Origin of the sequence: Haladaptatus sp. DYSN1, assembly GCF_029489995.1 — an archaeon.
GTDB lineage: Archaea > Halobacteriota > Halobacteria > Halobacteriales > Halococcaceae > QDMS2.
Genome location: NZ_CP120470.1, coordinates 2,632,991 through 2,655,845, shown reverse-complemented (window position 1 = coordinate 2,655,845; position 22,855 = coordinate 2,632,991). Strand labels below are relative to the sequence as shown.

At 62.5% G+C, this 22,855-nt stretch carries 27 protein-coding genes; 9 read left to right on the top strand and 18 right to left on the bottom strand.

Annotation, left to right across the window (positions count from 1 at the left end; all coding sequences use genetic code 11):
* Nucleotides 1–50: 50 nt before the first annotated feature.
* Complete coding sequence (locus tag P0648_RS14495) at nt 51–497, bottom strand: ester cyclase (RefSeq protein WP_276246552.1); 447 nt, start codon at nt 495–497, stop codon at nt 51–53.
* Between the two features lie 137 nt (nt 498–634).
* Between P0648_RS14495 and P0648_RS14490 the strand changes: the two genes are divergently transcribed.
* Both P0648_RS14490 and P0648_RS14485 read left to right on the top strand, forming a co-directional pair.
* Nucleotides 635–1,678 (top strand): zinc-binding dehydrogenase, encoded by a 1,044-nt coding sequence (locus tag P0648_RS14490; RefSeq protein WP_276246553.1) that lies wholly within the window; start codon nt 635–637, stop codon nt 1,676–1,678.
* Complete coding sequence (locus tag P0648_RS14485; protein WP_276246554.1) at nt 1,678–1,962, top strand: hypothetical protein; 285 nt, start codon at nt 1,678–1,680, stop codon at nt 1,960–1,962. The genes P0648_RS14490 and P0648_RS14485 overlap by 1 nt, the downstream gene beginning before the upstream one ends.
* Here the strand turns inward: P0648_RS14485 and P0648_RS14480 are convergent, their stop codons facing one another.
* Nucleotides 1,963–3,546, bottom strand: coding sequence for an acetolactate synthase large subunit (locus P0648_RS14480; RefSeq protein ID WP_276246555.1), 1,584 nt, complete (start codon nt 3,544–3,546; stop codon nt 1,963–1,965). It lies immediately after the preceding gene.
* Nucleotides 3,547–3,645: 99 nt separating this feature from the next.
* Here P0648_RS14480 and P0648_RS14475 point away from each other — a divergent pair, with 99 nt between their 5' ends.
* Nucleotides 3,646–3,759 (top strand): rubrerythrin-like domain-containing protein, encoded by a 114-nt coding sequence (locus P0648_RS14475; RefSeq protein WP_276246556.1) that lies wholly within the window; start codon nt 3,646–3,648, stop codon nt 3,757–3,759.
* A 31-nt stretch (nt 3,760–3,790) separates the two neighbouring features.
* Here P0648_RS14475 and P0648_RS14470 read toward each other — a convergent pair whose 3' ends face one another.
* From P0648_RS14470 to P0648_RS14450, 5 genes are all read right to left on the bottom strand, one after another.
* A complete protein-coding gene (locus P0648_RS14470) occupies nt 3,791–5,188 on the bottom strand; it encodes an NAD-dependent succinate-semialdehyde dehydrogenase (RefSeq protein WP_277504463.1) in 1,398 nt (465 codons plus the stop codon).
* A gap of 56 nt (nt 5,189–5,244) precedes the next feature.
* Nucleotides 5,245–5,946, bottom strand: a complete 702-nt coding sequence (locus P0648_RS14465; RefSeq protein WP_276246558.1) for an SDR family NAD(P)-dependent oxidoreductase — start codon at nt 5,944–5,946, stop codon at nt 5,245–5,247.
* A 172-nt stretch (nt 5,947–6,118) separates the two neighbouring features.
* Entirely contained in the window at nt 6,119–6,712 is a 594-nt protein-coding gene (locus P0648_RS14460; RefSeq protein WP_276246559.1) for an NUDIX domain-containing protein, read from the bottom strand.
* Between the two features lie 23 nt (nt 6,713–6,735).
* Nucleotides 6,736–7,668, bottom strand: coding sequence for a diacylglycerol kinase family protein (locus P0648_RS14455; RefSeq protein ID WP_276246560.1), 933 nt, complete (start codon nt 7,666–7,668; stop codon nt 6,736–6,738).
* Between the two features lie 183 nt (nt 7,669–7,851).
* Complete coding sequence (locus tag P0648_RS14450; RefSeq protein ID WP_276246561.1) at nt 7,852–8,748, bottom strand: diacylglycerol kinase family protein; 897 nt, start codon at nt 8,746–8,748, stop codon at nt 7,852–7,854.
* 54 nt (nt 8,749–8,802) lie between these two features.
* Here P0648_RS14450 and P0648_RS14445 point away from each other — a divergent pair, with 54 nt between their 5' ends.
* Nucleotides 8,803–9,510 carry a CehA/McbA family metallohydrolase gene (locus P0648_RS14445; protein WP_276246562.1) on the top strand — a complete coding sequence of 236 codons (708 nt, stop codon included), beginning with the start codon at nt 8,803–8,805 and terminating at the stop codon, nt 9,508–9,510.
* On the opposite strand, the gene P0648_RS14440 is transcribed toward P0648_RS14445, so the two are convergent.
* Nucleotides 9,507–9,920, bottom strand: a complete 414-nt coding sequence (locus tag P0648_RS14440) for an Lrp/AsnC family transcriptional regulator (protein ID WP_276246563.1) — start codon at nt 9,918–9,920, stop codon at nt 9,507–9,509. The genes P0648_RS14445 and P0648_RS14440 overlap by 4 nt on opposite strands.
* 104 nt (nt 9,921–10,024) lie before the next feature.
* Between P0648_RS14440 and carA the strand changes: the two genes are divergently transcribed.
* Nucleotides 10,025–11,095 carry a glutamine-hydrolyzing carbamoyl-phosphate synthase small subunit gene (gene carA / locus P0648_RS14435; protein WP_277504460.1) on the top strand — a complete coding sequence of 357 codons (1,071 nt, stop codon included), beginning with the start codon at nt 10,025–10,027 and terminating at the stop codon, nt 11,093–11,095.
* A 105-nt stretch (nt 11,096–11,200) separates the two neighbouring features.
* The gene (locus P0648_RS14430) at nt 11,201–12,112 is read left to right on the top strand and encodes a prenyltransferase (RefSeq protein ID WP_276246565.1); all 912 of its coding nucleotides are present in this window, start codon (nt 11,201–11,203) and stop codon (nt 12,110–12,112) included.
* Here P0648_RS14430 and P0648_RS14425 read toward each other — a convergent pair.
* The 4 genes from P0648_RS14425 to P0648_RS14410 all read right to left on the bottom strand — a co-directional run bounded on the left by P0648_RS14425 (nt 12,106) and on the right by P0648_RS14410 (nt 16,932).
* Nucleotides 12,106–12,816: a DUF547 domain-containing protein gene (locus P0648_RS14425; protein ID WP_276246566.1), complete on the bottom strand. Its 711-nt coding sequence runs from the start codon at nt 12,814–12,816 to the stop codon at nt 12,106–12,108. The genes P0648_RS14430 and P0648_RS14425 overlap by 7 nt on opposite strands.
* Nucleotides 12,817–12,856: 40 nt before the next feature.
* On the bottom strand, nt 12,857–15,943 hold the full coding sequence (carB, locus tag P0648_RS14420) for a carbamoyl-phosphate synthase large subunit (RefSeq protein ID WP_276274808.1): 3,087 nt from the start codon (nt 15,941–15,943) through the stop codon (nt 12,857–12,859).
* A 134-nt stretch (nt 15,944–16,077) separates the two neighbouring features.
* Nucleotides 16,078–16,305, bottom strand: coding sequence for a hypothetical protein (locus P0648_RS14415; protein ID WP_276246568.1), 228 nt, complete (start codon nt 16,303–16,305; stop codon nt 16,078–16,080).
* Between the two features lie 96 nt (nt 16,306–16,401).
* Nucleotides 16,402–16,932: a DUF5815 family protein gene (locus P0648_RS14410; protein ID WP_276246569.1), complete on the bottom strand. Its 531-nt coding sequence runs from the start codon at nt 16,930–16,932 to the stop codon at nt 16,402–16,404.
* Between the two features lie 91 nt (nt 16,933–17,023).
* Here P0648_RS14410 and P0648_RS14405 point away from each other — a divergent pair, with 91 nt between their 5' ends.
* Entirely contained in the window at nt 17,024–17,290 is a 267-nt protein-coding gene (locus P0648_RS14405; protein ID WP_276246570.1) for a hypothetical protein, read from the top strand.
* A gap of 4 nt (nt 17,291–17,294) precedes the next feature.
* On the opposite strand, the gene P0648_RS14400 is transcribed toward P0648_RS14405, so the two are convergent.
* Genes P0648_RS14400 through P0648_RS14390 form a run of 3 tightly spaced genes read right to left on the bottom strand, consistent with a single transcriptional unit; the run spans nt 17,295 to nt 19,240 of the window.
* Nucleotides 17,295–17,486, bottom strand: coding sequence for a hypothetical protein (locus P0648_RS14400; protein ID WP_276246571.1), 192 nt, complete (start codon nt 17,484–17,486; stop codon nt 17,295–17,297).
* 38 nt (nt 17,487–17,524) lie between these two features.
* The gene (locus P0648_RS14395; protein ID WP_369685662.1) at nt 17,525–17,932 is read right to left on the bottom strand and encodes a hypothetical protein; all 408 of its coding nucleotides are present in this window, start codon (nt 17,930–17,932) and stop codon (nt 17,525–17,527) included.
* A gap of 45 nt (nt 17,933–17,977) precedes the next feature.
* The gene (locus tag P0648_RS14390; RefSeq protein ID WP_276246573.1) at nt 17,978–19,240 is read right to left on the bottom strand and encodes an NAD(P)/FAD-dependent oxidoreductase; all 1,263 of its coding nucleotides are present in this window, start codon (nt 19,238–19,240) and stop codon (nt 17,978–17,980) included.
* A gap of 121 nt (nt 19,241–19,361) precedes the next feature.
* Here P0648_RS14390 and P0648_RS14385 point away from each other — a divergent pair, with 121 nt between their 5' ends.
* Nucleotides 19,362–19,952: a DUF6149 family protein gene (locus tag P0648_RS14385; RefSeq protein ID WP_276246574.1), complete on the top strand. Its 591-nt coding sequence runs from the start codon at nt 19,362–19,364 to the stop codon at nt 19,950–19,952.
* Between the two features lie 5 nt (nt 19,953–19,957).
* Here P0648_RS14385 and P0648_RS14380 read toward each other — a convergent pair whose 3' ends face one another.
* Together P0648_RS14380 and P0648_RS14375 are read right to left on the bottom strand one after the other, a co-directional pair.
* Nucleotides 19,958–20,119 (bottom strand): hypothetical protein, encoded by a 162-nt coding sequence (locus tag P0648_RS14380; RefSeq protein ID WP_277504455.1) that lies wholly within the window; start codon nt 20,117–20,119, stop codon nt 19,958–19,960.
* An 80-nt stretch (nt 20,120–20,199) separates the two neighbouring features.
* The gene (locus tag P0648_RS14375) at nt 20,200–20,592 is read right to left on the bottom strand and encodes a helix-turn-helix transcriptional regulator (RefSeq protein ID WP_276246576.1); all 393 of its coding nucleotides are present in this window, start codon (nt 20,590–20,592) and stop codon (nt 20,200–20,202) included.
* A gap of 130 nt (nt 20,593–20,722) precedes the next feature.
* On the opposite strand from P0648_RS14375, the gene P0648_RS14370 reads away from it, so the two are divergent.
* Nucleotides 20,723–21,490 carry a hypothetical protein gene (locus P0648_RS14370; RefSeq protein WP_276246577.1) on the top strand — a complete coding sequence of 256 codons (768 nt, stop codon included), beginning with the start codon at nt 20,723–20,725 and terminating at the stop codon, nt 21,488–21,490.
* Here the strand turns inward: P0648_RS14370 and P0648_RS14365 are convergent, their stop codons facing one another.
* The gene (locus P0648_RS14365; RefSeq protein ID WP_276246578.1) at nt 21,491–22,801 is read right to left on the bottom strand and encodes an NAD(P)/FAD-dependent oxidoreductase; all 1,311 of its coding nucleotides are present in this window, start codon (nt 22,799–22,801) and stop codon (nt 21,491–21,493) included. It lies immediately after the preceding gene.
* Nucleotides 22,802–22,855: the final 54 nt, after the last annotated feature.

The window sequence follows — 22,855 nt, the reverse complement described above, 5'->3', positions numbered from 1 at the left end:
AGACTCGTATGCGTGATTCTGTGGACGTCAAAAAAGGCTGAACTTCTCCGTCAGCTCCCCATCTCGTCTGGAAGTGCCCCCATCTGTTGGAGCATGCCGAGACTGTCGAACTGGTTCCACGCCTCGACGACCTTGCCGTCCTCGAAGCGGTCGATTTCGATGCCCGAAATTTCGACGGGCTTGTTCGTCGGCGCGATTCCGCGCAGGTCACCCGTGTGCTTCGCGTTGAGGCGCCATCGAAGGGCTACTTCGTCGCCTGCGGCGAAGATGTCCTCGATCGTCAGGTCGATGTCGGAGAACGCTGCTCGCATCTCCTCTATGTTCGCGCGGAAGCCGTCGCGGCCGCGAATCGGTTCTGACTCGAAGGCGCTGTGTTCGACGTAGTCGTCTGCGACGTACTGGTCTACGAGGCTGTAATCGCCGTACGTTCCCGTTTCCCAGAGTGCTCGCACGATGTCGGCGTTCGATTCGAGTGGGCGTGTCGCTTTACTTGCCATTTCCTTCACCCAGAGAAACGTATGCGTCGTCAGGAAATATCGTGGTATGCTATCCCACGATGACTGTCCGTAGACCCGACCTGTCATCGCTTTCCGCAGACCGTACTGTTTTGCCCCCCCGCGTGCCTTGCTGTCACATGAAGGCGGTACACTTCGACGAACACGGCGACCGCGACGTACTGCAGTATGGCGAACTCCCGGACCCCGACCCGGCCCGCGACGAAGTCATCGTAGAAATGCGGGCAGGTGCACTCAACTTCCTCGACGTGTGGACACGACGGGGCCTTCCCGGCCTCGACCTCGAGATGCCCCACATCCCCGGCAGCGACGGCGCGGGCATCGTTCATGCGGTGGGCGAGGACGTGGCCAGATTCGAACCGGGCGACCGCGTCGCGGTCACGGCGGGTCTCTCCTGTGGCGTCTGTGAGTTCTGTCGCGATGGCGACCCCTCGCTGTGTGAGGACTTTGGCGTCCTCGGCGAGCACACCCGTGGCGTCCACAGCGAACTCGCCGCCGTGCCCGCGGAGAATCTCGTCCCCGTCCCCGAACACGTCTCGTGGGAAGTCGCGGCGGCCGCCCCGCTCGTCTTCCAGACAGCGTGGCGAATGCTCATCACGCGCGCCGAACTCGAACCCGGCGAGAAAGTGCTCGTACTCGGGGCCAGCGGCGGGGTGGGTCACGCCGCGATTCAGATTGCGAAATACGCCGGTGCGGAGGTGTTCGCCACCGCTTCCAGTTCCCAGAAACTCGAACTCGCCGCAGAGTGTGGCGCAGACCACGTCCTCAACTACGAGGAGACGGACTACGCAAGCGAAATCTACGAACTCACCGACAAGCGTGGCGTGGACGTCATCGTCGACCACGTCGGCGGCCCGACGTGGCAGGATTCGATAAAGAGCCTCGCGAAAAACGGCCGCCTCGTCACCTGTGGAGCCACCCTCGGACGCCACCCGCAGACGGACTTAAATCGCATCTTCTGGAACCAACTGCAGATTCTCGGGTCGTCGATGGGGACGCCCGGGGAAGCCGACGACGTACTCCCGCTCGTCTGGGACGGCACCTTCCGCCCGCACATCCGCGAGGTGCTGCCGATGAGTGAGGTCAAACGCGCCCACGAGATGCTCGAAAATCGCGATGGATTTGGGAAGGTTGTAGTCGTTCCGGACTCCCAGTACAATTGATGGCCGACGACCGCTACGTCCACGACCCAGCGGCGTTCGACAGCGAGGACGAAACCGCCAGCCAGCAGGCCGAAGACAGGGATTTCAGCTGGCGAGGCTGGATTCTCGTGGGCGTCGTCGTCGTCTCGTTTCTCGTCATTCCGGGGCTGATTCTCCTCTTACCAGCGGCCGAAGACTTCGTCGTGAGCCTCGGCCTCTCCTACCGCGACACCTACCTGTTTCTCCCGCTCATCCCGGCGTTCCTGCTCGGGACGCTCGCCGTCTGGGCGACGACTCGTCCCTGACTACCGGGAGTAAGGCACTTCCACGAGTGCCATATCGTCGGACGGAACCACTCGTTCGAGTGTCTCTTCGAGTTCGTCCCACGTCGCCGGTCGATAGGCGTCGATGCCGAAACTCTCCGCGAACCTGACGAAGTCGGGATTCGTGAGGTGCGTGCCGAAGGAATTGCCCGTGTGTTCTCGCTGTTTTCGCGAGATGAGGCCGTAGTCGTTGTCGTTGAACAGCAGTATCGTAAACCCACAGTCGAGTCGCGTCGCTGTCTCGATTTCTGCGGCGTTCATCAGGAAGCCGCCGTCGCCCGTCGCGGCGACGACGTTCGAATCGACGGCGAGGTCTGCTGCTACCGCGCCGGGAACGGCGATGCCCATGGTCGCGAGGCCGTTCGAGATGATGGTCGTGTTCGGTTCGTAGGCGGGGAAGTTCTGTGCGATGACCATCTTGTGGTGGCCCACGTCCGAGATGAGCACGTCCGCCGGGTCCATCGCTTCGCGGAGGTACGGGAGGGCTCCCGCCACGCTGAACCCGTCGTCTGCGGCTGGTTTCGTGAGCACCTCGTCGATGATTGCCGCCCGTTCTGCTGCGTACCAGTCGTCGTCCGTCGAACAGGTGTCGAGATGGTCTCCGAGCGCGCGCAGGCCGGCTGTGATGTCACAGACGAGTTCTACGTCCGGATTGTAGTGTTCGTACACCTCCGCCGGTTCGTGGTCGAGGTGGACCACCGCCTTGTCGAGACTGTGATTCCACTTCTCCGGGTCGTGTTCCGCGATGTCGTAGCCGATGGCGAGGATGGCGTCCGCCCGCTCGATGACGGCGTGGGCCTCGTCGTTCGACCCCGAGTCGAGGGTCATGAGCGAGTGGTCGTCGTCGTCAGAAATCGCCCCCTTCCCCATGTAGGTGGCGACGACTGGAGCGTTCGTCTTGGCGACGATTTGCTGGAGGACGTCCCCGGCGTGCGTGCGCACGGCTCCGTTGCCGGCGAGAATGAGCGGTCTGTCGGCTCCACAGAGCAGTTCAGCCGCGCGCTCGACAGATGCTGCGTCCGGGTCGGGCCGCCGGATTCGCTCGCGCTGTTCGAGGGGCGTCGCATCCGTGGCCTCCCCCGCGACGTCCTCGGGGAACTCGAGGTGGGTCGCGCCGGGTTTCTGATACTCGGCGAGTTTGAACGCCTTGCGAACCGACTCGTTCACGATTTCTGGTTCACCTATCTGCGTGTTCCACTTCACGACGGGTTCGAACATGTGAACGATGTCGAGCGCCTGATGACTCTCCTTGTGGAGGCGCTCGCGCCCGCCCTGCCCCGTAATCGCGACGAGCGGACTCTTATCGAGGTGGGCGTCTGCGACCCCCGTGAGGAGGTTCGTCGCCCCCGGGCCGAGCGTCCCCATGCAGACGCCCGCGTGGCCGGTTAGTCGGCCGTGGACGTCGGCCATGAACGCTGCGCCCTGTTCGTGGCGCACTGGGATGAACTCGATCGACGAATCCGCGAGCGAGAACAGGACGTCTTCGAGTTCTTCCCCCGGCAGGCCGAACACGTACTCCACACCCTCTACCGCGAGACACTCGACGAGCAAGTCGGAGGCCTTCATGAGTCGTTATTCACATCACTGCGCCATCATTCCACCGGCTGGGAGAGTCTGCCCGTAGTCTACGAATAATTATTACCTCAAACTGAGTTATGTTACCACATGGCACAAACATTTGAGTGTATGGACTGTGGTCACCGCATGGAGGCCACCACACGCACGCCGTGTCCCGAGTGTGGCGGCGTCATGCAGAACCTCGCGGTTCGCCGCGAGTAAATTTTGGTCGGTTTCCCGACCGCTTTTTCGACTATTCGGAGAGTGAAATCTCCGCGTCGCCGTCTGCGTCCTGAATCCACATCGTCTTGCGGTTGACGAATTCGAGGATGCCGTCCCGCGAGAGTTCGCGCCCGTAGCCGGAGTCTTTGACGCCGCCGAAGGGGATACGCGGGTCGGATTTTACGAGTTCGTTCACGAAGACGCACCCGGCCTCGATGCGGTGGCCAACGCGTTCGCCGCGTTCGAGGTCACTCGTCCAGACGCTCGCGCCGAGACCGAGGTTCGTGTCGTTGGCCACGCGAATGGCTTCTGCCTCGTCTCCGACTTTGAATACAGACGCGACGGGGCCGAACACCTCTTCCTCGGCCGCGGGCGACCCGTCGGGCACGTCGGTCAACACCGTCGGTGGGTAGTAGAAGCCGTCACGGTCCATCGGCTCACCGCCGAGTTCGACGGTCGCCCCGGCCTCGACGCTCTCTGTGACCTGCTCGTGGAGGTCCTCCATGAGTCCCTCACGCGCCTGCGGGCCGATGTCGGTATCCTCGTCCATCGGGTCGCCGATGGTGAGCGATTCGAGTTCCGCTTTGAATTTCTCCATGAACTCGTCGTAGACGGCTTCGTGAACGATGAACCGTTTCGCCGCGATACACGACTGTCCCGAGTTGATGGTACGCGCACGCGCGCCGACCTTCGCGGCGGTGTCCACGTCCGCGTCGTCGAGGACGACGAACGGGTCGCTCCCGCCGAGTTCGAGCACTGTCTTCTTCAAATTCTTGCCCGCGTTCTCGGCCACCGACCGGCCGGCGGCCTCGCTCCCGGTGAGCGTGACGGCCGTGATTCGCTCGTCTGCGATGATGTCCGCGACCTGGTCCGACCCGACGAGCAGCGTCTGGAAGACGCCCTCGGGGTAGCCTGCCTTGCGGAACACGTTCTCAATGGCCTGTGCGCATTCGGGGACGTTCGAGGCGTGTTTGAGCAGCCCGACGTTCCCGCTGGTCAGGTGCGGGGCGGCAAACCGGAACACCTGCCAGAACGGGAAGTTCCACGGCATCACTGCGAGGACCGCCCCGAGCGGCTCGTAGGAGACTTTCGACCGGGCGTGGGGTTCGCTGCCGATGACTTCGTCCTGGAGGTGTTCGCCCGCGTGTTCTGCGTAGTAGTCACAGACCCACGCGCACTTTTCGACCTCGGAGATGGCGGCCGTAATCGGTTTGCCCATCTCCCGGGTCATCATCTCTGCGTACTCCTGTTTGTTCTCCCGGAGCACCTCCGCGGCGTTTGCGAGCAACTGCTGGCGTTCGAGGATGGGGACGTCACGCCAGTCGTCGAACGCTTCCTGCGCGTTGTCGAGGGCTTCGTCGACCACGTCGTCCGTGTCCTCGGAAATCGGTTCGAGTGCTTCGCCAGTGGCCGGGTTGACGCGCTGCATACGTCACGATAGGGCAAACAGACGGGTAACTTTGATGGCGAACGAAGGTTCCGAAACTACCAGTCGATGACTCGACGCGACCGCCAGAACCGCCCAGAGGGGCCGCCGGGGGCGAACCGCGCCAGCCACGCCGGGGTGTCTGCGCCCTCCGCGACGCTGCGCGAGGCCCCCGGCCCGCCCATGTCGGTGCGCACCCATCCGGGACAGACGGCGTTGGCCATCAACCCGCGACGGTTGTACTCGCCGTGGAGGTACGCTGAGAGCCCGTTAATCCCGGCTTTCGAGATGCGGTACGGGCCATATCCACCAGACATGCCCTCGCCGAGTGCGCCCATCCCAGACGAGACGTTGACGATGCGCGGCCCCTCGGTTTCGAGCAACAGTGGGAGCGTGGCGCGAGCGACCAGCACAGCACCCCGAAGGTTCACCGAGAGCGTCTCGTCGATGGTCTCAATCGACTGCTCGTGAAGCGGCCTTCCCGTTCCAACCACGCCGGCGTTGTTCACGAGAATATCGAGTTTCCCGTGCTCGTCTCGAATTCGCTCTGCAGCCGCCTGAATCTGGTCGTCTGCGGTCACGTCGAGCAGAATTGGGTGCTGGTCTGGCGCATCTACGTCGGCCACGTCCCGCGCCCCGGCGTAGACGGTCGCGTCGTGACTTGCGAGCACCGCCGCTACCTCCTCGCCGATGCCGCGGCTCGCCCCCGTCACGAGTGCGACCTGTCCGTCGAGTGAATCGTAGAGTTCGACGCCGTCCATGGCTGTGAGAGGCGCGGAAGCGAGAAAAGGCTGTGGCGGAGGCGGCGCTGTTGAATGTTAGTAAACGTCGATTGCAGAACCGTCTTCGTGCGAGCACGGAGTGCTCGCAACCCTTTTTCGGGCGCGTTTTTCGCGCGAGCGTTTATGGCTCGCGCCCAAAAAGGTGCAGGTGCTAGTTGAAGTCCCGCCGCATCGCAATCTCGAACCACGGGCAGAGACGGAGCTGGCGGTAGAATCGTGGGTTCTCGTGCAGGTACTCGTAGGGGACCCACATCAGGCCGGCCACTTCCTCGTCGTTCACGTCGAGGCTTTTGTCTTGGAGGGTGCACTTGAGCACCGAGCAGACTTCCCATTCGAGACCCTCGTTCTCGTAGTAGCGTTTGTATTCGAACTTGTCCGTGACCCGGAGGTCGTCGTACTGGTCGGGCGTGATGCCGAGTTCCTCTTCTAAGCGTTCGCGGGTGGCTTCTTCCTGGGTCTGGCCCTCGACGGGGTGGGAGGCGACGGTGCCGTCCCAGTAGGTGTCCCAGAGGCGCTTGTTGAAGGCGCGCTGTGCGAGCAGAATGTTGCCGTCGCCGTCGAAGACGAGCGCGGTGAACGCGCGGTGTCGGATGCCGTCGCCGGTGTGAGCATCGAGACGGTTTACGAGTTCGAGTTCGGTGTCGTCCTCGTCCACTGCGATAACGTCCTGCATCGCGTTTTTGTGGAGTTCACCCGTAGACTCGCCCTCCGCCTCAGATTCGGCCGCAGATTTCGTCGTACTCATGCTGATACAGACAACGACCCCTTTCAAACACCCTTCGGATTCGGTCGGGTGCCCCACTCCTCCGGGTTGGGGTCGTAGGTCGGCCCGACGTGGAATCGCATCTCGCCACGGCGACTGCGCGCGGACAGTTTGTTCAGTTTCAGCATCTCTCCGTCCAGACTGAAGTGGACCGGGTCGCCCTCGTGGGTCAGGCGCAGTTGGGGAACTTTGATGCGCGTCAGATGGGAGGCTCCGCGCTGGAGCAGGCGGTCTGCGGCCCCGCGGGTCAGGTAATTCAGCGTCGGCGCGCGCTTGATGATGACGACGTTCATCAGGCCGTCTTCCATGTTTGCCTGTTTGACCTGCTCGCCGGGGAACCGCCGGCCGTTGCCGATGAGAATCATGATTGCTTCCCCCGACCAGAGCACGTCGCCGCCCTCGCTCGCTCGCACGTCGATTTTCAGGCCGTCGAAACTCTGGGTCTTCTCCAGCGTGTTCAGGACGTACGCCATCACGCCGAGGCGTCGCTTCTGCTGGGGCGTGGTCGCGGCGCTCGCCTCCGCCGTGACGCCGGCGACACAGGAGTTAATGAACGGGCGCTCCTCCGCCCACCCGAGGTCGAGGCTGCGGACGTTCTTGCTATCCAGCACCTCGAAGGCGTGCGGGACGCTCTTGATGCCGATGTTGTCCGCAAAATCGTTCCCTGTCCCTGCTGGAACCACTCCCATCTCCACGTCGGAGAGGGCGTTCGCTTCGTCTACCCCTCGAACCACTTCGTTCAGCGTGCCGTCCCCGCCGCAGGCGACGACCATGTCGGCCTCCTCTGCGGCCTCCTTTGCGAGGGTGTGTGTCTCACCTTTCTTCGTGCTGTTCCACACCTCGTACCCCCGTTGCTCCCCGATTTCTGCGGCGCGTTTGCTGCGCTTTCGGTCGCCGCTGTTGGGGTTTCGGACGATGATTCGCCGCGCGTCGCTCATGGGCAGACATTGGACGCGGAGGTGATAGGTTTACTCCCGGAATCGCCGGACGATTCGGTACGCGACGTAGCAAAGTGAGAGGGTGACGGCCAGTGCGAGAATTGCGATGAACTTCATTTTGGGGGCAATTGCGAGGGTGACCATACGCGCACCTCGTCGTCGGTAAAAAAACCGAATTCCGTCCTACGCGTCTTCTGGAACCGGTTTGTACCCCTCGCCGACGAACACCGAGAGCGCCTGTGGCAGCGTCTCGATTGTCAGGCGGTCGGTTTCGAGCATCTCGCCATCCAGACTGAAGTGGCCAGTCCCATCTAGCACTGAGACCGTGAGCGATTTCGTCTTCAGGCGGTGGATGTGGTCTGTCTCGCCGCCGAAGAAGCGCGAAATCGCCGCCTCGCCCATCAGTTCGGCCGTCGGTCGTTCCTCGGCTATCGTCACGTCGAGCAGGCCGTCTTCGACGTTCGCCTGCGTCCCCCCGCTCGCGGGGAACCGGCGGGCGTTCCCGATGAGTGCGACGACCGCTTCGCCCGCCCACGAGTCGGCTACTTCGTGGTCTGTCTCGATGACGAGGCGCATTCCCTCGAACGAGTTGATCGTCTGGAACGTCGTGAACACGTAGGCGAGGACGCCGTACTTCGCTTTCATCTCGGGTGTGGTGTTCGCGCTCGCTTCGGCGGTCAGGCCGAATACGCAGGAGTTCACGAACGGGCGGCCGTTCGCGAGGGCGAGGTCGATTTTGCGGGCCTCGCCGCGCTCGATCACGTCGAAGGCGGTTTCGATATCCGTAATCCCAATTTGCCCGGCGAAGTTGTTCCCCGTCCCACAGGGAATCACGGCGAGTGTGGTGTCTTCGAGGGCGTCGGCTTCGTAGAGGCCGGCGACGACTTCGTTGACCGAACCGTCGCCGCCGCAGGCAGCGACGATTTCTGCGTCGGGGCCGAGCGTGCGGGCGAATTCTTTGGTGTCGCCTTCCTCATCAGTTTCGTAGAGATCGAAGCCGTGCTGGTCGGCGAGTTTTCGGATTTGGGCGACGTGGTTCCCACTCCCGCTGTTCGGGTTGCAGATAAGTACGCGGGACATTGACCGCTATCACGCGCCAGAAGACAAAAGGGCTGTTGGCCCTACGAGAAAGGTGTGTACGCCATCGACCTCCACTCTCATACCCGATTCTTTCACGGTCATCGTAATCTCGGCGATGCCTTCGACCCGATTGGGGTTCGCCTGCTCACGAAGGCGGCCTCGATGCGAGGGCTCGACGCGGTGGCGACGACGAACCACGACTACTACACGCCGTTCGACACGGGGTCGGTGGACATCCTCCCTGGTATCGAAGTCTCTTCTTCTCAGGGACATATCCTTGTCGTCGGGCCAGACCCGCCGATGGAGACGATTCCCGGGGAACTCACACCCGAGCAGGTCGTCGATATCGCCCACGAACGCGGCTGTGCGGCCATCATCGCCCACCCCTACCGCAACAGCACGGTCCGTGACGTGAAAGCGGACTTCGACGCCATCGAAATCAATGGCAAACATCCCCGAACCCACGAGTGGGTGCGTCGCCTCGCGCGCAAACGTGATCTCCCGCTGGTCGGTGGCTCGGACGCACACTATCCTATCGAAGTTGGCCGCGCGTACACGAAAGTCGATGTGGAAGAACCGACGCCAGAGAACATCGTCGCGGCCATTCGTGATGGCCGGGTCGAACCCCACGTCTCTATCAATTTCATCAACCGACTCGCCCACCGAGGGTACAAACTCACGCACGGCGCGAAGGGCTGGATGACGCCCCCCGACGCTTCCTCGCCCGGCATCGGCGACCCGCCACAGGAATCCGACAACTAGCCGAGGCGCTCGTCGAGAATCAGTCTCGTTTTCGTCCGCACGACTTCGTCCATCTCGCGGGCCTGTGTGATGAGTTCGTTTACCCCCTGCGTGTCTGCGGCGTCCACGATGAGGACGATGTCCTCCTCGCCGGACACCTGCCAGACGAAGTCGACCTCCTCCCATTCGGCCATCTTGTCCGTCACCGTGCGCGTGTCCACGTCCACGGCAACGCGCACCTCAATCATGGCCTTGATGTTCCCCGTCCGGGTGGTGACGGTGAATCGCTCTATCACCCCGTCTGCGAGCATCCGCTCGACCCGATTTCTGACGGTTCCTTCGGAGGTACCCACCTTCGAGGCGATCTCCGTGTAGGGCGTCCGGGCGTCGTGTCGCAGGATGCTCAGTATCTCTCGGTCAAGCGCGTCCATCGTGAGATTAGCACCTACACCGTGGCAACACTTGACGATTACGAAATTCGTAGCGATTCTACGAAAGTAACACTTATGGTGGGGGCTTTCGTACGCATCTCGTAATGTCGGACGCCTACGTGGCACTGGAGGGCGGTCGCGTCGTTGAGGCGCGGTCGCGTGCTCCTGGACAAGCCCGCGGGGAACTGGTTTTCACAACAGCCTATACCGGTTACGAGGAGAGCCTCACGGACCCCTCTTACGAGGAACAGGTCCTGACGTTCTCGTACCCACTCATCGGTAACTATGGCGTCCGAGCGGAGCGATTCGAGTCCGACCGGGTCCACCCTCGCGCCGTCGTCGCCCGTGAGTTGACCGACGACGTCGCCGAGTGGCTCGCCACCGAAGGCGTGCCCGCGGTGGACCACATCGACACACGCGACCTCGTCATCACTATCCGTGAAGGCGGGGCAATCAAGTGTGGCATCTCCGCCGGACCCGACGCCTCCCCGGAGAAAGCACTCGAAGCACTCGACGAGTGCAAGGGGATGAGCGAACACACTGACATCGGCGCGCAGGTGAGCGTTACCGAACCGAAAGTCGTGAACGCAGACGGCGACGGCCCCTCGGTCGCACTCGTCGACTGTGGCGCGAAGGGGAGCATCATCGACTCGCTCGCAGAACGCGACGCGAAAGTCACGGTGCTGCCCTACGACGCGACGCCGGAAGACGTGACCGCGGTGGACCCGGACATCCTGTTCATCTCGAACGGGCCGGGCGACCCGGCGAACTTCACGGACGCCCAGGCGCTCGTCACCGAGTTCGTGGCCGACCTGCCAATCGCCGGCATCTGCCTCGGCCAGCAGGTCGTCGCGGGCGCGCTCGGCGGCACGACCGAGAAGATGGCCTTCGGCCACCGCGGCGTGAACCAGCCGGTGCTCGACCTCGAGACGAAGCAGGTCGTCATGACCACGCAGAACCACGGCTACACGGTCGCAGACCCCGGTGACACCCTAGACGTGACGCAGATTAACGTGAACGACGACACGCCTGAGGGACTCGAAAACGAGGAACTCGACATCCTCACCCGGCAGTATCACCCAGAGGCCCACCCTGGCCCACACGACACGCTCGGCTTCTTCGACGACGTGCTCGCGATGGCGAAGTCAACACGTCGCCTCGTCACCTGCGACTGAGCTGAACATTCTTTCCGTTTTTCGCCGTACTGAGTGCCAACACTCTCGAATTTTGGAGATTCCGAGATTCGAAGGCGATATTTACCCGTACACAGTTCCCCCGATATGGACCGCGCTCCGTCTACCATCGCGTGGGCCGTCCTCGCGATGAGCCGTCCCTCCCACCTCTTGCTCGTGGCGTGGGTGTACGCCCTCGGCGTAGCCATCGCGTACGCGAGCGGCGCGGCGTACGACCCGCGCACGCTCGTCGCTGGCCTCGCCGCCCTCCTCCCCGCCGCCGCGAGCATCCACTACGTAAACGAGTACGCAGACCACGAGACGGATGCGCTGACGACGCGTACCCCGTTCTCGGGCGGAAGCGGAGCGCTTCCGAGAACTGGCCTCACGCCGAAGCTCGCGTTGTCTCTCGCCCTCGGGACGCTCCTCGTCGGCGTGGTGGTCACTGGCTACCTCTACACCGAGGAGTTCCTCTCGCGGCCCGCCGTCGGCCTGCTCGCTCTCGGGGCCCTCCTCGGGTGGGCGTACTCGCTCCCGCCGGTCGCGCTCGCGTGGCGCGGCCTCGGCGAACTCGACACCGCCGTCGTGGGCGGCCTCGTGCTCCCGCAGTACGGCGTCGCCGTCGCCGCGGGTGGCCTGAGCCGCACGGCGCTGCTCGCCACGGTCCCGTTTTCCATCCTCGTCTTCGTAAACCTGCTCGCCGTCATGTGGCCCGACCGCGAGGCGGACGCCGAGGTCGGCAAGCGCACGCTCGCCACGCGCCTCTCACCGCGGTGGCTGCGACGCCTCTATCTCGGCGGCGTGCTCGCGACGTTCGTGGCGCTCGCGGCGTTCACGGGCGGCGTCCTCCCGCGACCCGTCGCGCTCGCAAGTTACGCCATCGTTCCGCTGCTCGCCTGGGGGGCTAGCACGTACACGAAAACGGAAAATCCACTCCCGACGGTGCTCGCGATGGTGGTCCTCGCCGTCGCCCAGGGCCTCGCCTGGTTCCACGTCGCGGGCTTCTACCTCATCTACTGAGACTGTTCTGAGAAGTTGTTGCGCGCCATCGTCCAGTCCCAGTCGCTGTACTGCAACCGGGGCCGGTCGGTTCTCGGAACGACGCCGAATTTGTGCAGGAGGTCGTAGATGCCCGCCTTTCCGCCGAAGTCGCCGCGAAACCACAGCATGACGCGCGGGATGCGGGCGAAGCCCTTCTCTGGGTAGTGGCGGACCTCCATTTCGAGGGAGTGAGCCGTCGCCCGGTCCAGCGCTTCGTCTACTGTTTCGGGGTCGTAGCTTCGTATCGGCGGACAACTCTTCGCCCCACAATTCAACGCGAAGTGGATTCGCGGGTCGCGTGCGTCGAGTCGGTGTCGTTTCTCGAAGCCACTCGCAAACGGGTTGGGAATGTATCCGAGACCGTACTTCGTCTGTGAGCGCCGGAGAATCCCGTGTTCGACGTCGTCCAGGGTGAGGCTTTCGCCAGCCACGCAGAACGTCTCGGTGCCGAAGAACGCCCTTCGATTTTCGAAGGTCGCTGGCGTTTCTCGAAGCCAGCACTGGACGATGGCGTTGTAGACGTTCAGCCAGAATGCGAGTTTGTGGTCGTCGTCGGCTAGGCGCTCGTCCAGCGTGGTTCCAGAGAGCGCACAGAGGGCCTCGCGGTATCGACCGCGGGCGTCGCCACTCTTTACGGCTTCGAGAAACTGCTGTGAGAGGACGATGGGGTCCGTGGCGACCATCACTGCCCGTAGGTCGCCGGGCCTTTTCTACGTTGGGCAGTTATTCGCCCCAGTTGCGCACCTGCTTTGGGCGCTTCTCGACGGCGTCTACGTCGAGTGGGTCGTCGCGGGCCGCGAGCGCTTCGAGCACGGCGTTCGCGCTCTCTGCGGTGGAGTAGTACGGCACGTCTTCGGTGACGGCCTGCTGGAGCGTCGCCACGTCGTCTGAGATGACGAGGTCGACCTCGCCGTTGCGAATCGCGGCAGGCGCGTCGTCGAACTCGGCCACGTCGTAGAAGGCGTCGAAGCCGTCTACGTCGAGGTCACAGACGACGGTCCCGCTCTCGGGGAGTTCCTGTCCGGCGGCGGACTGGGCCTTCTCGTAGGCCTTCGGGAACGAGCGCGCAGAGCCCATCACTTCGCCGGTCGATTTCATCTCCGGACCGAGCCGTGGGTCGCTTCCTTCGAGGCGGTCGAATGGGAGGACGACCTCTTTCACGCTCACGTGCTCTGGCACCTGCTCTTCGACGCCGAGTTCCGGGAGCGAGCTCCCGGCCATCACCTTCGCCGCGAGCTTCGCGATTGGGACGCCCGTCGCCTTCGAGACGAACGGGACGGTGCGCGAAGAGCGTGGGTTCGCTTCGAGGACGTACACCTCGCCGTCTTTGACGGCCAACTGGACGTTGAGCAGGCCTATCGTTTCGAGAGCGCGCGCAATGTCCGTCGTCACCTCGCGGACGCGCTTCAGGAGGTCGGTATCGAGCGAGCGCGGCGGAATCATACACGCGGAGTCGCCGGAGTGGACTCCCGCCGTCTCGATGTGTTCCATGATGCCGCCGATGAGGACGTTTTCGCCGTCTGCGACGGCGTCCACGTCGAGTTCCACTGCGCCATCGAGGAACTGGTCTACGAGAATCGGCTGGTCCGGACTCACGCGGACGGCCTCCTCGATGTAGGTCTTCAGTTCCTCGTCGTCGTAGACGATTTCCATCGCGCGGCCGCCGAGCACGTAGCTCGGACGGACGAGCACCGGATAGCCCAGGTCGCGAGCGAGGTCGAGCGCCTCCGCCTCAGAGCGCGCCGTGCCACCCTCTGGCTGGGCGATGTCGAGGTCGTCCATGAGCGCGTTGAAGCGGTCGCGGTTCTCCGCTAAGTCCATCGCGTCGATGGAGGTGCCGAGAATCTGACAGTCTAAGCCACGACGTTCGAGTTCTTCCTCCAGTGGGTGACCGACGTTGACGGAGGTCTGGCCACCGAATTGGACCATCACGCCGTCCGCGTTGGTGCGTTCGACGATATCCGCAATCTCCTCTGCGGTAATCGGTTCGAAGAACAGGCCGTCAGAGGTGTCGTAGTCCGTGCTCACCGTCTCCGGGTTGTTGTTCACGACGTGGGCGTCGATACCCATCTCGCGCAGCGCGCGGACGGCGTGAACCGCACAGTAGTCGAACTCGACGCCCTGCCCGATGCGGATGGGGCCGCCGCCGACCACGACGACGCTCTCTACGTCCTCGTCTACTTGCACCTCGTTGTGGCGCATCGAACTGATTGGGTCGCGAGCGGAGTAGTAGTACGGCGTGCTCGCGGCGAACTCACCCGCGCAGGTGTCCACCTGTTTGTAGGTGCGTTCTGGGGCGACGGTTTCGACTTCGTCTACGCCGACACCCGCAATCTGTGCGACCTGTGCGTTCGTGTAGCCGGCCTGTGCGGCCTTCGCGAAGTCGCCATTCTGGGCGGCGACGGTGGCCTCTGCGATGCGTTCGAAGCGTTCTACGTACCACTCGCGGATGCCCGTGAATTCACAGATTTGCTCGGTTGTGTAGCCCCGCTCGAACGCCTCGAAGATGGCGAACGGGCGGTCGGGAGACGGGGCGATGAGGTAGTCGGTTTCGAGTTCGTCGTCTGAAACCTCGGCCCAGTCTGCGCTCGGTTCGTACTCGGTCGAGCGAAGCGCCTTGAGGAAGCTCTCCTCGAAGGTGCGCCCGATGGCCATTGCCTCGCCCGTCGACTTCATCGCCGTGCTGAGCGTGAAGTCCACCTCGGGGAACTTGTCCTTGGGCCAGCGCGGAATCTTCGTGACGACGTAGTCGATTGCCGGTTCGAAGGCGGCAGTCGTCTCGCCGGTGATTTCGTTCTCGATTTCGTGGAGGCGCTTGCCGAGGGCGACCTTCGCGGTCACGCGGGCAATCGGGTAGCCCGTTGCCTTCGAGGCGAGCGCGGAGGAGCGCGAGACGCGCGGGTTCACTTCGACGACGCGGTACTCCCCGCCGGGCGTGCCGTCGTCGTGCCACGCGAACTGGATATTACAGCCACCCTGAATGCCGAGTTCGCGGATGACGTCCAGGGCCGCGGTGCGCATCTCCTGGTGGCCTTCGTCGGGGATGACCTGACTCGGGGTGACGACGATGGACTCGCCGGTGTGGATGCCCATCGGGTCTAAGTTCTCCATGTTACAGATGATGATACAGGAGTCGTCCGCGTCGCGCATCACTTCGTATTCGAGTTCGATCCAGCCGGCGATAGACTCGGTAATGAGCACCTCGTTGTTGCGCGAGAGGCGCAGGCCCTTGCGCGTGCGCTCTCTCAGTTCGTCCATCTCGGAGACGACGCCCGACCCGCTCCCACCGAGGGTGTAGGTCGTGCGCATGATGACGGGGAGGCCCCCGACCGCATCGACGGCGGCTTCGAGTTGGTCGATGTCGTCGATGGTCTCAGAGCGCGGCACTGGTTGCCCAATCGACTCCATGCGCTGTCTGAACAGGTCGCGGTCCTCGGTCGCGTAAATCGTGTCGAGGGGTGTCCCCATGATTTCGACGTCGTACTCCTCTAAGACGCCTTCCTCTGCGAGTTCTGCGGTGACGTTGAGTCCGGTCTGTCCGCCAAGCCCGGCGATGACGCCGTCGGGGCGCTCCTTGCGGATAATCTCGGTGATGGCGTCAGTGGTAATCGGTTCTAAGTACACTGCGTCTGCCATCTCCGGGTCGGTCATGATGGTTGCCGGGTTGGAGTTAACCAGAACAACTCGGGCTCCTTCTTCCTGTAGCGCGCGACAGGCCTGTGCGCCGGAGTAGTCGAACTCCGCTGCCTGTCCAATCTGAATTGGCCCACTCCCGATCAAAAGAATCGTCCGGTCGGCTCCGTCGGTCATTGGTTATTCGGGCCAAGTCCGTACATCGTAATAAGTCCGACGATAAATTACGAATCCCGAAGCCAAATTTCGAATTTCGAACTATACGGTTGCGATGGTCGCCACTCTCCGTGTTCCGCCGTCTCAGGGTTCATTCAGGCGAGATCCGAGAGGCGATAGCGATAGGGCTGGCCCTCGATGACCTCGATGTCACCTCGCTGGGCGCGCCGGCCGAGCACCGTCGCGACCCTGTGGGCACTCTCTATTTCTTCGCCGTGGTCCGCGAGTATCGCACAAATTTCCTTCGCCGTCAGTGGTCCCTCAGGCTCCACCTCAGCCAGCACTGCGCGAATTCGCTCGAAGTCACCCCCCTCTGGTTGCATACGTCAGAATACGGGTTCTTCATACAAAATTGCTAGTCACACCGGTAGTGAAACCGATACGACTTATCATCTGTCAAAAATAGGGGGAAATAAACGTCAAACCGGCTGGTCGGTCGCCGAGTGGAAGTCGCGTTGGCTGCGATACTCCTCGACAAATTCGGCCACGTCGAACGAGAGCATCTGTTCTTCGAACTCGCTCATCGCAGAATCGTCTTCTGCGTGGCTCACGGCGTGTTCCATGAGTTCGATGATGAGTTCGACCACGATTTCGTGGAGGCGTCTGTCGTCGAAGTGGCTCACCCAGAGCATCGAACAGCCCAACTGGCCGTCGTTCGAGACGTCCTTGCTCACGACCTTCTTGGGGAACTCCTCTTTGACGATGCCCATCATGTGGAGCGTGCCGAACTCCGCCCCGGAGGCGGTGTCGATGGTCTCCTGTAGGACCGCTTCGAGGAACTCGGGGACGAATCGACCAAGCGGGTGGACGTCCATCACGATGGCGTGAACCTCGCCGCAGTCGCAGGTAAACTCACGCATCCCCATGTCGAATTGGCGAACGTCCACCGACTCGCCACAGGCGAGCGTGAGGCTGGCGTCCCGGCTTCCGGGCACGCGCGGTTCTGACATGGGCGTTCGTTGGACTTTGGGACTTTTAAACGCCGCGGGTGCGAGTTGCCTCACCCGAAACTATTTGTTTGCTGATAGCATCGACCACGGCATGCTCGGGGTGCGCAACCTGGTTGCGAAAACGACACACCGATGCTCGCTCTTTCTGGACGAACACTGGGCGTTCAAGTACTACGTCGTCCCAATCGTGCTGATGGCGAGTGTCCTGTTCGCCCTCGCGCTGGGTGCATCCAGGCTCACCTCGGCTCAGAGTCTCGAACTAGTGGCCGCGTTTCTGGTCGTCTGCTTCGCTGTCGCGGCAAGCGGGGTGCTTCTCGAAAAGGGACTTTCCTGGGTCGGAACGCGAAGACAACGATGACGACTCACGAACCGGCGTAAAAGCGCACCAGCCCGCACGCGGGGCAGACGTAACAACCGACGTACTTTCCTTTTAACTGGAGGACGTTGCCGAGGATGCCACCGTCCGTGTCCACGCGGATGCCGTCACCCTCGTAACTCGTTCTGTGCTCCGACTTCTCCATCGCCACGTCGCAGTCGGGATAGGTGCGAGCCATCGCCTTCGACTTTCGAAATCGCGGGAATACGTCTTCTGTCAGGGCCAGTCGTCGCGGACTGGTTCTTCTGTCTCCGCTTCCGGCTCGTCTTTCGCGAGCGGCCACCCGGCGGCCTCTGCGGCATCTTCGACGTGGAGGAACTCCCACTCTAAGCTCTCGGCGAGTGCTCGGTCCTCGTCGTTCGTGCCGACGAAGACGTGGCGCGGGGTGTCGAACTGGCGTTTTACGTTCTCCAGACTCTCTTCTTTCCCGCGTGGTCCCGAGAAGAAGTCCTGGCGGATGCGGTTCTTGCGCGTGAAATTCGTCACGACGTACGTCGGTTTCTCGGAGACGACGCCCACGTACTTGCTCCAGGTCCGAGCGTCGGCGAACGCCTCCGATGGCGCAGCGAGCTCTTTCAAGGCTTCGAGCTCGAACGCGAGTGTCATCTCACCGTCGGTACTCATATTCTGCATTCAGACAGCGCGGGCGAAAACGGCTTCGGTTGGGTACTACTGTTCGGTCGGCGTCGCGAGTTTTTCTGGGTCGAACATCTTCTCCATGAGGATGTCCTTCTGGTCTGCGACGACGGCCTGCTCGCGGATGAGTTTCTTGTACTTGCCCTGCGGCGAGAGGTCGCCGATGAGGACGCCGCCGACGATTTTGCCGTCCTTGAACGCGAGACGCCGCCACTCGGTGTCCGAGTACTTCATCTCGGCTTCGTCGTCGCCGAGCGTCGGGTGGCCAAAGGAGAGGAACGGGAAGTCGAAGTGGGTAATCGAGTACGAGGAGACCCAGCGGAACTCTTCGAGTTCGTCCTCGCTCGGTTCGCCCTCCGCCTCCATGACCATGTTCTTCCCGGCGACCATGCCCTGCTGTTTCGCACTGCCCCACGCGCCGTTCTGGGCGTACTCCTCTAAAATCACGTCGTAGAAGCGCGTGATGTCCCCGGCGGCGTACACGTCCGGGTCCTCGGTGCGCATGTACTGGTCGACGACGATACCGTCGTTGAGTTCGAGACCGGATTCTAAGAGGAGTTCCGTGTTGAAGTCGAGGCCGATGGCGATGCCGACGAAGTCGCTCTCGTAGCGCTCGCCGTTCGGGTCGATGGTGGCGACGACCTTGCCGTCGTCGTCGGTTTCGAAGCGGTCGACGCCGGACTGGAAGACGGGGGTCACGCCGCGTTCGTCGAGCGCGTCGTGGATGATTTCTGCACCCTGCTCCGAGAGGGCGTAGCGCCACCAGGCGTTCCCGCGCATGAGGTAGTTCGCGTCGACGCCCTGGGCCGCACAGATGGCCGCGAGGTCGATGCCAAGCAGACCGGCCCCGATGACGGCGCCTGTCTCCGCAGTCTCCGCGTGCTCGCGGATGTTGCGGGCGTCCTGGAAGGTCCAGAAGTGGTGGATGCCCTCGGCATCGGAGTTCTCGACGGGGAGTTGCGTGGGGGTGCCGCCCGTCGCGAGGAGGAGTTTGCCGTACTCGATGGTCTCGCCTTCGTGGGTAACGAGTTCTTTCGCCTCGCGGTCGATTTTGGTGACGAGCGTGTTGAGTTTGAGCGTGATATCGCGCTCGTCGTACCAGGTCTCGTCGTGGATCGAGATGGGGGCTTCGGGCAGTTTGCCCTTCGCGAACTCTTTGGTCAGAATGCGGTTATACAGCGCCTCACCCTCATCAGTGACGACGATGATTTCCGCATCCGGTTTTTCCTGCCGGATTGTCTCGGCTGCGGAACTACCCGCAATCCCGTCGCCGATGATGACGTACGCCTCGGTCATGGCAGGAAGGTTCGTTTCGGGGGTTAATGTGAATTGCTATCTTCGTGACCTGCCAATGCGGTCACAGGCGAGCGCGTGTGCGGGCGAGAGATTTTAACTGACCAGTCCTAACCCCTTCCCGATGAAACTCCGTCAGAACGTTCGCCACTTCGCCGCGAAGCAGGCGCTAACCATGCCCGTCGTCGGTGAGGTCGTGTCGGGGAAACTCGTCGACCTGCACACGGGCATCTTCCTGAAGAAAGCAGATGAGGCGCACCGCGAGGCGCGTCGCGACCACTTGGATGCCTTCTTCGACGCGACGATGGACTCCTACGTCGCCGGGTTGAACGCTGGGTTCCCCGAGGCCGAGGCCCGGGAAATCACGCACATCCAGGCCAACTTCGACTTCTTTAACCACGGCTGGACCGAAATGATGGAGATTCCCGGGGACGAACTCGAAGCCCACTACCGGCGCTACGAGACGTTCTTCAAGCAGTACGACATCACCATCGACGACCCGCTCGGCGAGTTCGCCCCGCCAACAGGTGTCCCCGAGGCCCCGAAGACCCTCTCGAAACTCGAAACCGCCGAGTACGAGATCGCCATCGCTGGCTTCGCAGACGACGTGTACGTAGAGGATGGAGCGGGCGAACTCAGAAAGGGTGGCGATACCGAGGAACCTGCTGACGTAGACGTGAGCGACGCCCCGGGGATGCGCGGGCGAGACGAGTAATCGGCTCAGGCCCGTTCTTTTTCTGCGATTTGCTGGAGCGCCGAGGCAATCTGCTCGAACGCGCGGATGAACCGAATCGCGAGGTAAATCCACAACACACCGAGGATGACCATCGCCCCGAGGAGCAGTTGCTGGGCGATGAGGACGAGGAGGGACCGTTCTTCCATACTGTTGATTACTCAACTGGTGTCGATAAAACTACCGTGGCGAGTCAGCCATCTGCTGTCGCGAGCGCTTCGAGCCGGTCTTATTCGGTGGGGTCGTGGCCCGTCACGTTTCGATAATCTGCATCCAGTTCCTGCTGTCCCAGGTGCGTGATTTTGTAGAAGGTCTGGCGGCCGTCTGCGCCCTCGGGCGCACCGGTCCGCGAGATGAGCCCGACGTCGACGAGTTCGCCGAGGTGGTGGCTCAGGTCGAAACTGCTGTCGGCGACAGCCACTTGAATCTCTTTTCGTGCCATCTCGCCGCGCTCTCCGAGCAGAAATAGGATGGCGTACCGGCGGGTGTCCCCGAGCGCTGCCTTCCTCGCGACGTGGTCTGCGAGCGTCCCGATGCTGTCGTCGAACAGTCGTTTGTCCACGTACTGTTCGAGGTCGTGCCCCTCAGTCTCGGCCGGACTGTCTTCGTCTATCGCGGCCATGATTACCTGACACTACGTGGAACTCGTATAAGTGTGTACCGACTACAAAGAATATTTTCTTTATTTATCTTCTACATATAGCTGTTCTCGCCCTGCGGTTATTTTACCCGTCACAGAGATTCCGTGAATAATGTTCGACGGGCAGACGACCTTCCGGTACGACGGGCGCCCAATCGCCGATATCCTCGCAGAGCAGGCGCCCACACCCCCACAGTTCGGTGCGCACAACGATTTCACCGTGTACGTCATGGGGCCGTACACTGCATTCGACGCGACGTACGCCTACGACGACGCGGACAAACTCCGAACGCCGTTTCAGGCAGACCCACTGTTCGACCCGGACGAACACGTAACCGACGACGGAACCGGCGATATGGAACAGGCGCTCCGCGATTTCTGTGCGGAACTCCGCGAGCACCACAACTGCCGTGCGTTCATCGCGACAGACATCGATATTCCGACTCACCAGCAGGCTGCGGCGCGAAATCGAGCGCGTGAGCCCGGAACCTCCCGCGTCGAGGGCATGGACCCGCTCGCCCAGTCGGTCGCCTTCGCGGCCCACAGCGACGCCGTCATCTTTCTGTTCACCGCTGGCGGTCTGACCACCGGCGTCGGAACCGAGACGGGCGGCATCCTCGGAGAGTTTCACCTGCGTCGCGGAAACAGCGCACTCACGCACAAACCGGGCCAGCGAATCAGCGTCTACCGACACGCTGCGTTCACCAGCGCGACGGTGACGGAACTCCCGCAAGGCTACGACGTTCGATACGACACGTTCGAGGAGAAAGCTGGCCTCCACGACAAGGTGCGAAACTGGCTGGATAGCCTCTCTCGTGAAGCCCGCGACACGAACCTCCCGGTGTTCGTCACGGGCGACACCTACGCGCCGGACAGCTAATCAGCGCTTGCTCGCAATCGCGTCGGCGGCCTCGTAGCCGGCGACGATACCGCCGTTCAACGACCGTTCTGGGTACTGCGCCTTCGAAGCCATGCCGGCGTAGTAGATGCCCTCGGCCACCTCGTCTCCGAGGTCGTAGGGCACGACCATGTCGAGGTAGCCGCGTTCGTACACGGGTGCTGTCCGCGGGTTTCGTGCGGTCTTTATCCAGTTCACCGAGTCGCGGTCGAAGTCGGGGAACAGGTCTTCTAACCCGGAGAGCCAGATTTCCTCAACTTCCGCGTCGCTCGCCTGCCAGAGACGCTCGCTTGGCTCCTGAATGTACATCGGCGCGTAGAGGATGTGTTCGCCGCCGTAGCGCTCGGGCGGGATGTAGTTCGTGTGTTCGATGAGCGCGCCAAAGGGCGCGTCGTCCGCGATGTTGAGCCAGTAGGTGTCGGTGAGCGGTTCGTCCATCGAGATGACCGAACAGACCGTCCCCTGGAAGTCGATGTCGCACTCGTAGCCCGTGAGGTCCTCTAAGACGTTCGGCATCGAGGCGACGACGACCGAATCGACCTCGTGGTCGGTCGCTCCGTCTTCAGTCTCGACGGTAATCGAGCGTACTTGTTCGTCGAAATCGACGGTCGTCACGCGCGCGCCGGTCGTGATGTTCTCGCGACCCACCTCGTCTACGAGGGCGTCGAGTAGTTGCCCGAAGCCACCGATGAGGTAGCCGAGTGGTTCGCCCCGGAGCAGGTCGCGCTCGCCGCGGAACTTGATGCGCCCGAGCAGCCACGCCGCGGAGACGTCCTCTTTTTTGCTCCCGAACTTGGCGTCGAGCAGCGGTTCGAAGAAGTTCTCGTAGACGCCGCGGGTGGTGTGCTCGATGAGGAAATCCTTGATGGGCACATCCTCGAAATCTTCGAGCTTCTCGTAGGTGTCGAACTTCGGGATGCCGCCGCGCATGTCGATTTCCATCGTGAGCATCGTCAGCCGGAACTTGTCGTAGACGCTCATGTGTGGATAGGCGGCGATTTCCCAGGGCTTGTCGAGCGGGTGGATGACGCCGTCTACGTAGTAGGCGTTCTTGCCGATGGGCCACTCCAGGTTCTCGTCGAGGCCGAGTTCCTCGATGAGGTCGATGATGGTCCGTTCAGAGGCAGAGAGATGGTGGTAGAACTTTTCGATGCGGTCGCCGCGCGTCTCGTAGACGGCGGCGAGTCCGCCAACGTCGTCACTGGCCTCGAAAACGTGCACGTCGTGGCCGTGGTTCTGGAGGCGATACGCCGCTGCGAGTCCGGCGATACCGCCGCCGACGACCCCTATCATGCCCGGAGGTTTTGAACCGGCAACAATGTACGTTTTGGCTTCCTGTCAGGCGAA

Coding starts and splice junctions, on each gene's coding strand:
- P0648_RS14495 (WP_276246552.1), bottom strand. CDS start 497: ATGGCAAGTAAAGCGACACGCCCACTCGAATCGAACGCCGACATCGTG.
- P0648_RS14490 (WP_276246553.1), top strand. CDS start 635: ATGAAGGCGGTACACTTCGACGAACACGGCGACCGCGACGTACTGCAG.
- P0648_RS14485 (WP_276246554.1), top strand. CDS start 1,678: ATGGCCGACGACCGCTACGTCCACGACCCAGCGGCGTTCGACAGCGAG.
- P0648_RS14480 (WP_276246555.1), bottom strand. CDS start 3,546: ATGAAGGCCTCCGACTTGCTCGTCGAGTGTCTCGCGGTAGAGGGTGTG.
- P0648_RS14475 (WP_276246556.1), top strand. CDS start 3,646: ATGGCACAAACATTTGAGTGTATGGACTGTGGTCACCGCATGGAGGCC.
- P0648_RS14470 (WP_277504463.1), bottom strand. CDS start 5,188: ATGCAGCGCGTCAACCCGGCCACTGGCGAAGCACTCGAACCGATTTCC.
- P0648_RS14465 (WP_276246558.1), bottom strand. CDS start 5,946: ATGGACGGCGTCGAACTCTACGATTCACTCGACGGACAGGTCGCACTC.
- P0648_RS14460 (WP_276246559.1), bottom strand. CDS start 6,712: ATGAGTACGACGAAATCTGCGGCCGAATCTGAGGCGGAGGGCGAGTCT.
- P0648_RS14455 (WP_276246560.1), bottom strand. CDS start 7,668: ATGAGCGACGCGCGGCGAATCATCGTCCGAAACCCCAACAGCGGCGAC.
- P0648_RS14450 (WP_276246561.1), bottom strand. CDS start 8,748: ATGTCCCGCGTACTTATCTGCAACCCGAACAGCGGGAGTGGGAACCAC.
- P0648_RS14440 (WP_276246563.1), bottom strand. CDS start 9,920: ATGGACGCGCTTGACCGAGAGATACTGAGCATCCTGCGACACGACGCC.
- carA (WP_277504460.1), top strand. CDS start 10,025: ATGTCGGACGCCTACGTGGCACTGGAGGGCGGTCGCGTCGTTGAGGCG.
- P0648_RS14430 (WP_276246565.1), top strand. CDS start 11,201: ATGGACCGCGCTCCGTCTACCATCGCGTGGGCCGTCCTCGCGATGAGC.
- P0648_RS14425 (WP_276246566.1), bottom strand. CDS start 12,816: ATGGTCGCCACGGACCCCATCGTCCTCTCACAGCAGTTTCTCGAAGCC.
- carB (WP_276274808.1), bottom strand. CDS start 15,943: ATGACCGACGGAGCCGACCGGACGATTCTTTTGATCGGGAGTGGGCCA.
- P0648_RS14415 (WP_276246568.1), bottom strand. CDS start 16,305: ATGCAACCAGAGGGGGGTGACTTCGAGCGAATTCGCGCAGTGCTGGCT.
- P0648_RS14410 (WP_276246569.1), bottom strand. CDS start 16,932: ATGTCAGAACCGCGCGTGCCCGGAAGCCGGGACGCCAGCCTCACGCTC.
- P0648_RS14405 (WP_276246570.1), top strand. CDS start 17,024: ATGCTCGGGGTGCGCAACCTGGTTGCGAAAACGACACACCGATGCTCG.
- P0648_RS14400 (WP_276246571.1), bottom strand. CDS start 17,486: ATGGCTCGCACCTATCCCGACTGCGACGTGGCGATGGAGAAGTCGGAG.
- P0648_RS14395 (WP_369685662.1), bottom strand. CDS start 17,932: ATGAGTACCGACGGTGAGATGACACTCGCGTTCGAGCTCGAAGCCTTG.
- P0648_RS14390 (WP_276246573.1), bottom strand. CDS start 19,240: ATGACCGAGGCGTACGTCATCATCGGCGACGGGATTGCGGGTAGTTCC.
- P0648_RS14385 (WP_276246574.1), top strand. CDS start 19,362: ATGAAACTCCGTCAGAACGTTCGCCACTTCGCCGCGAAGCAGGCGCTA.
- P0648_RS14380 (WP_277504455.1), bottom strand. CDS start 20,119: ATGGAAGAACGGTCCCTCCTCGTCCTCATCGCCCAGCAACTGCTCCTC.
- P0648_RS14375 (WP_276246576.1), bottom strand. CDS start 20,592: ATGGCCGCGATAGACGAAGACAGTCCGGCCGAGACTGAGGGGCACGAC.
- P0648_RS14370 (WP_276246577.1), top strand. CDS start 20,723: ATGTTCGACGGGCAGACGACCTTCCGGTACGACGGGCGCCCAATCGCC.
- P0648_RS14365 (WP_276246578.1), bottom strand. CDS start 22,801: ATGATAGGGGTCGTCGGCGGCGGTATCGCCGGACTCGCAGCGGCGTAT.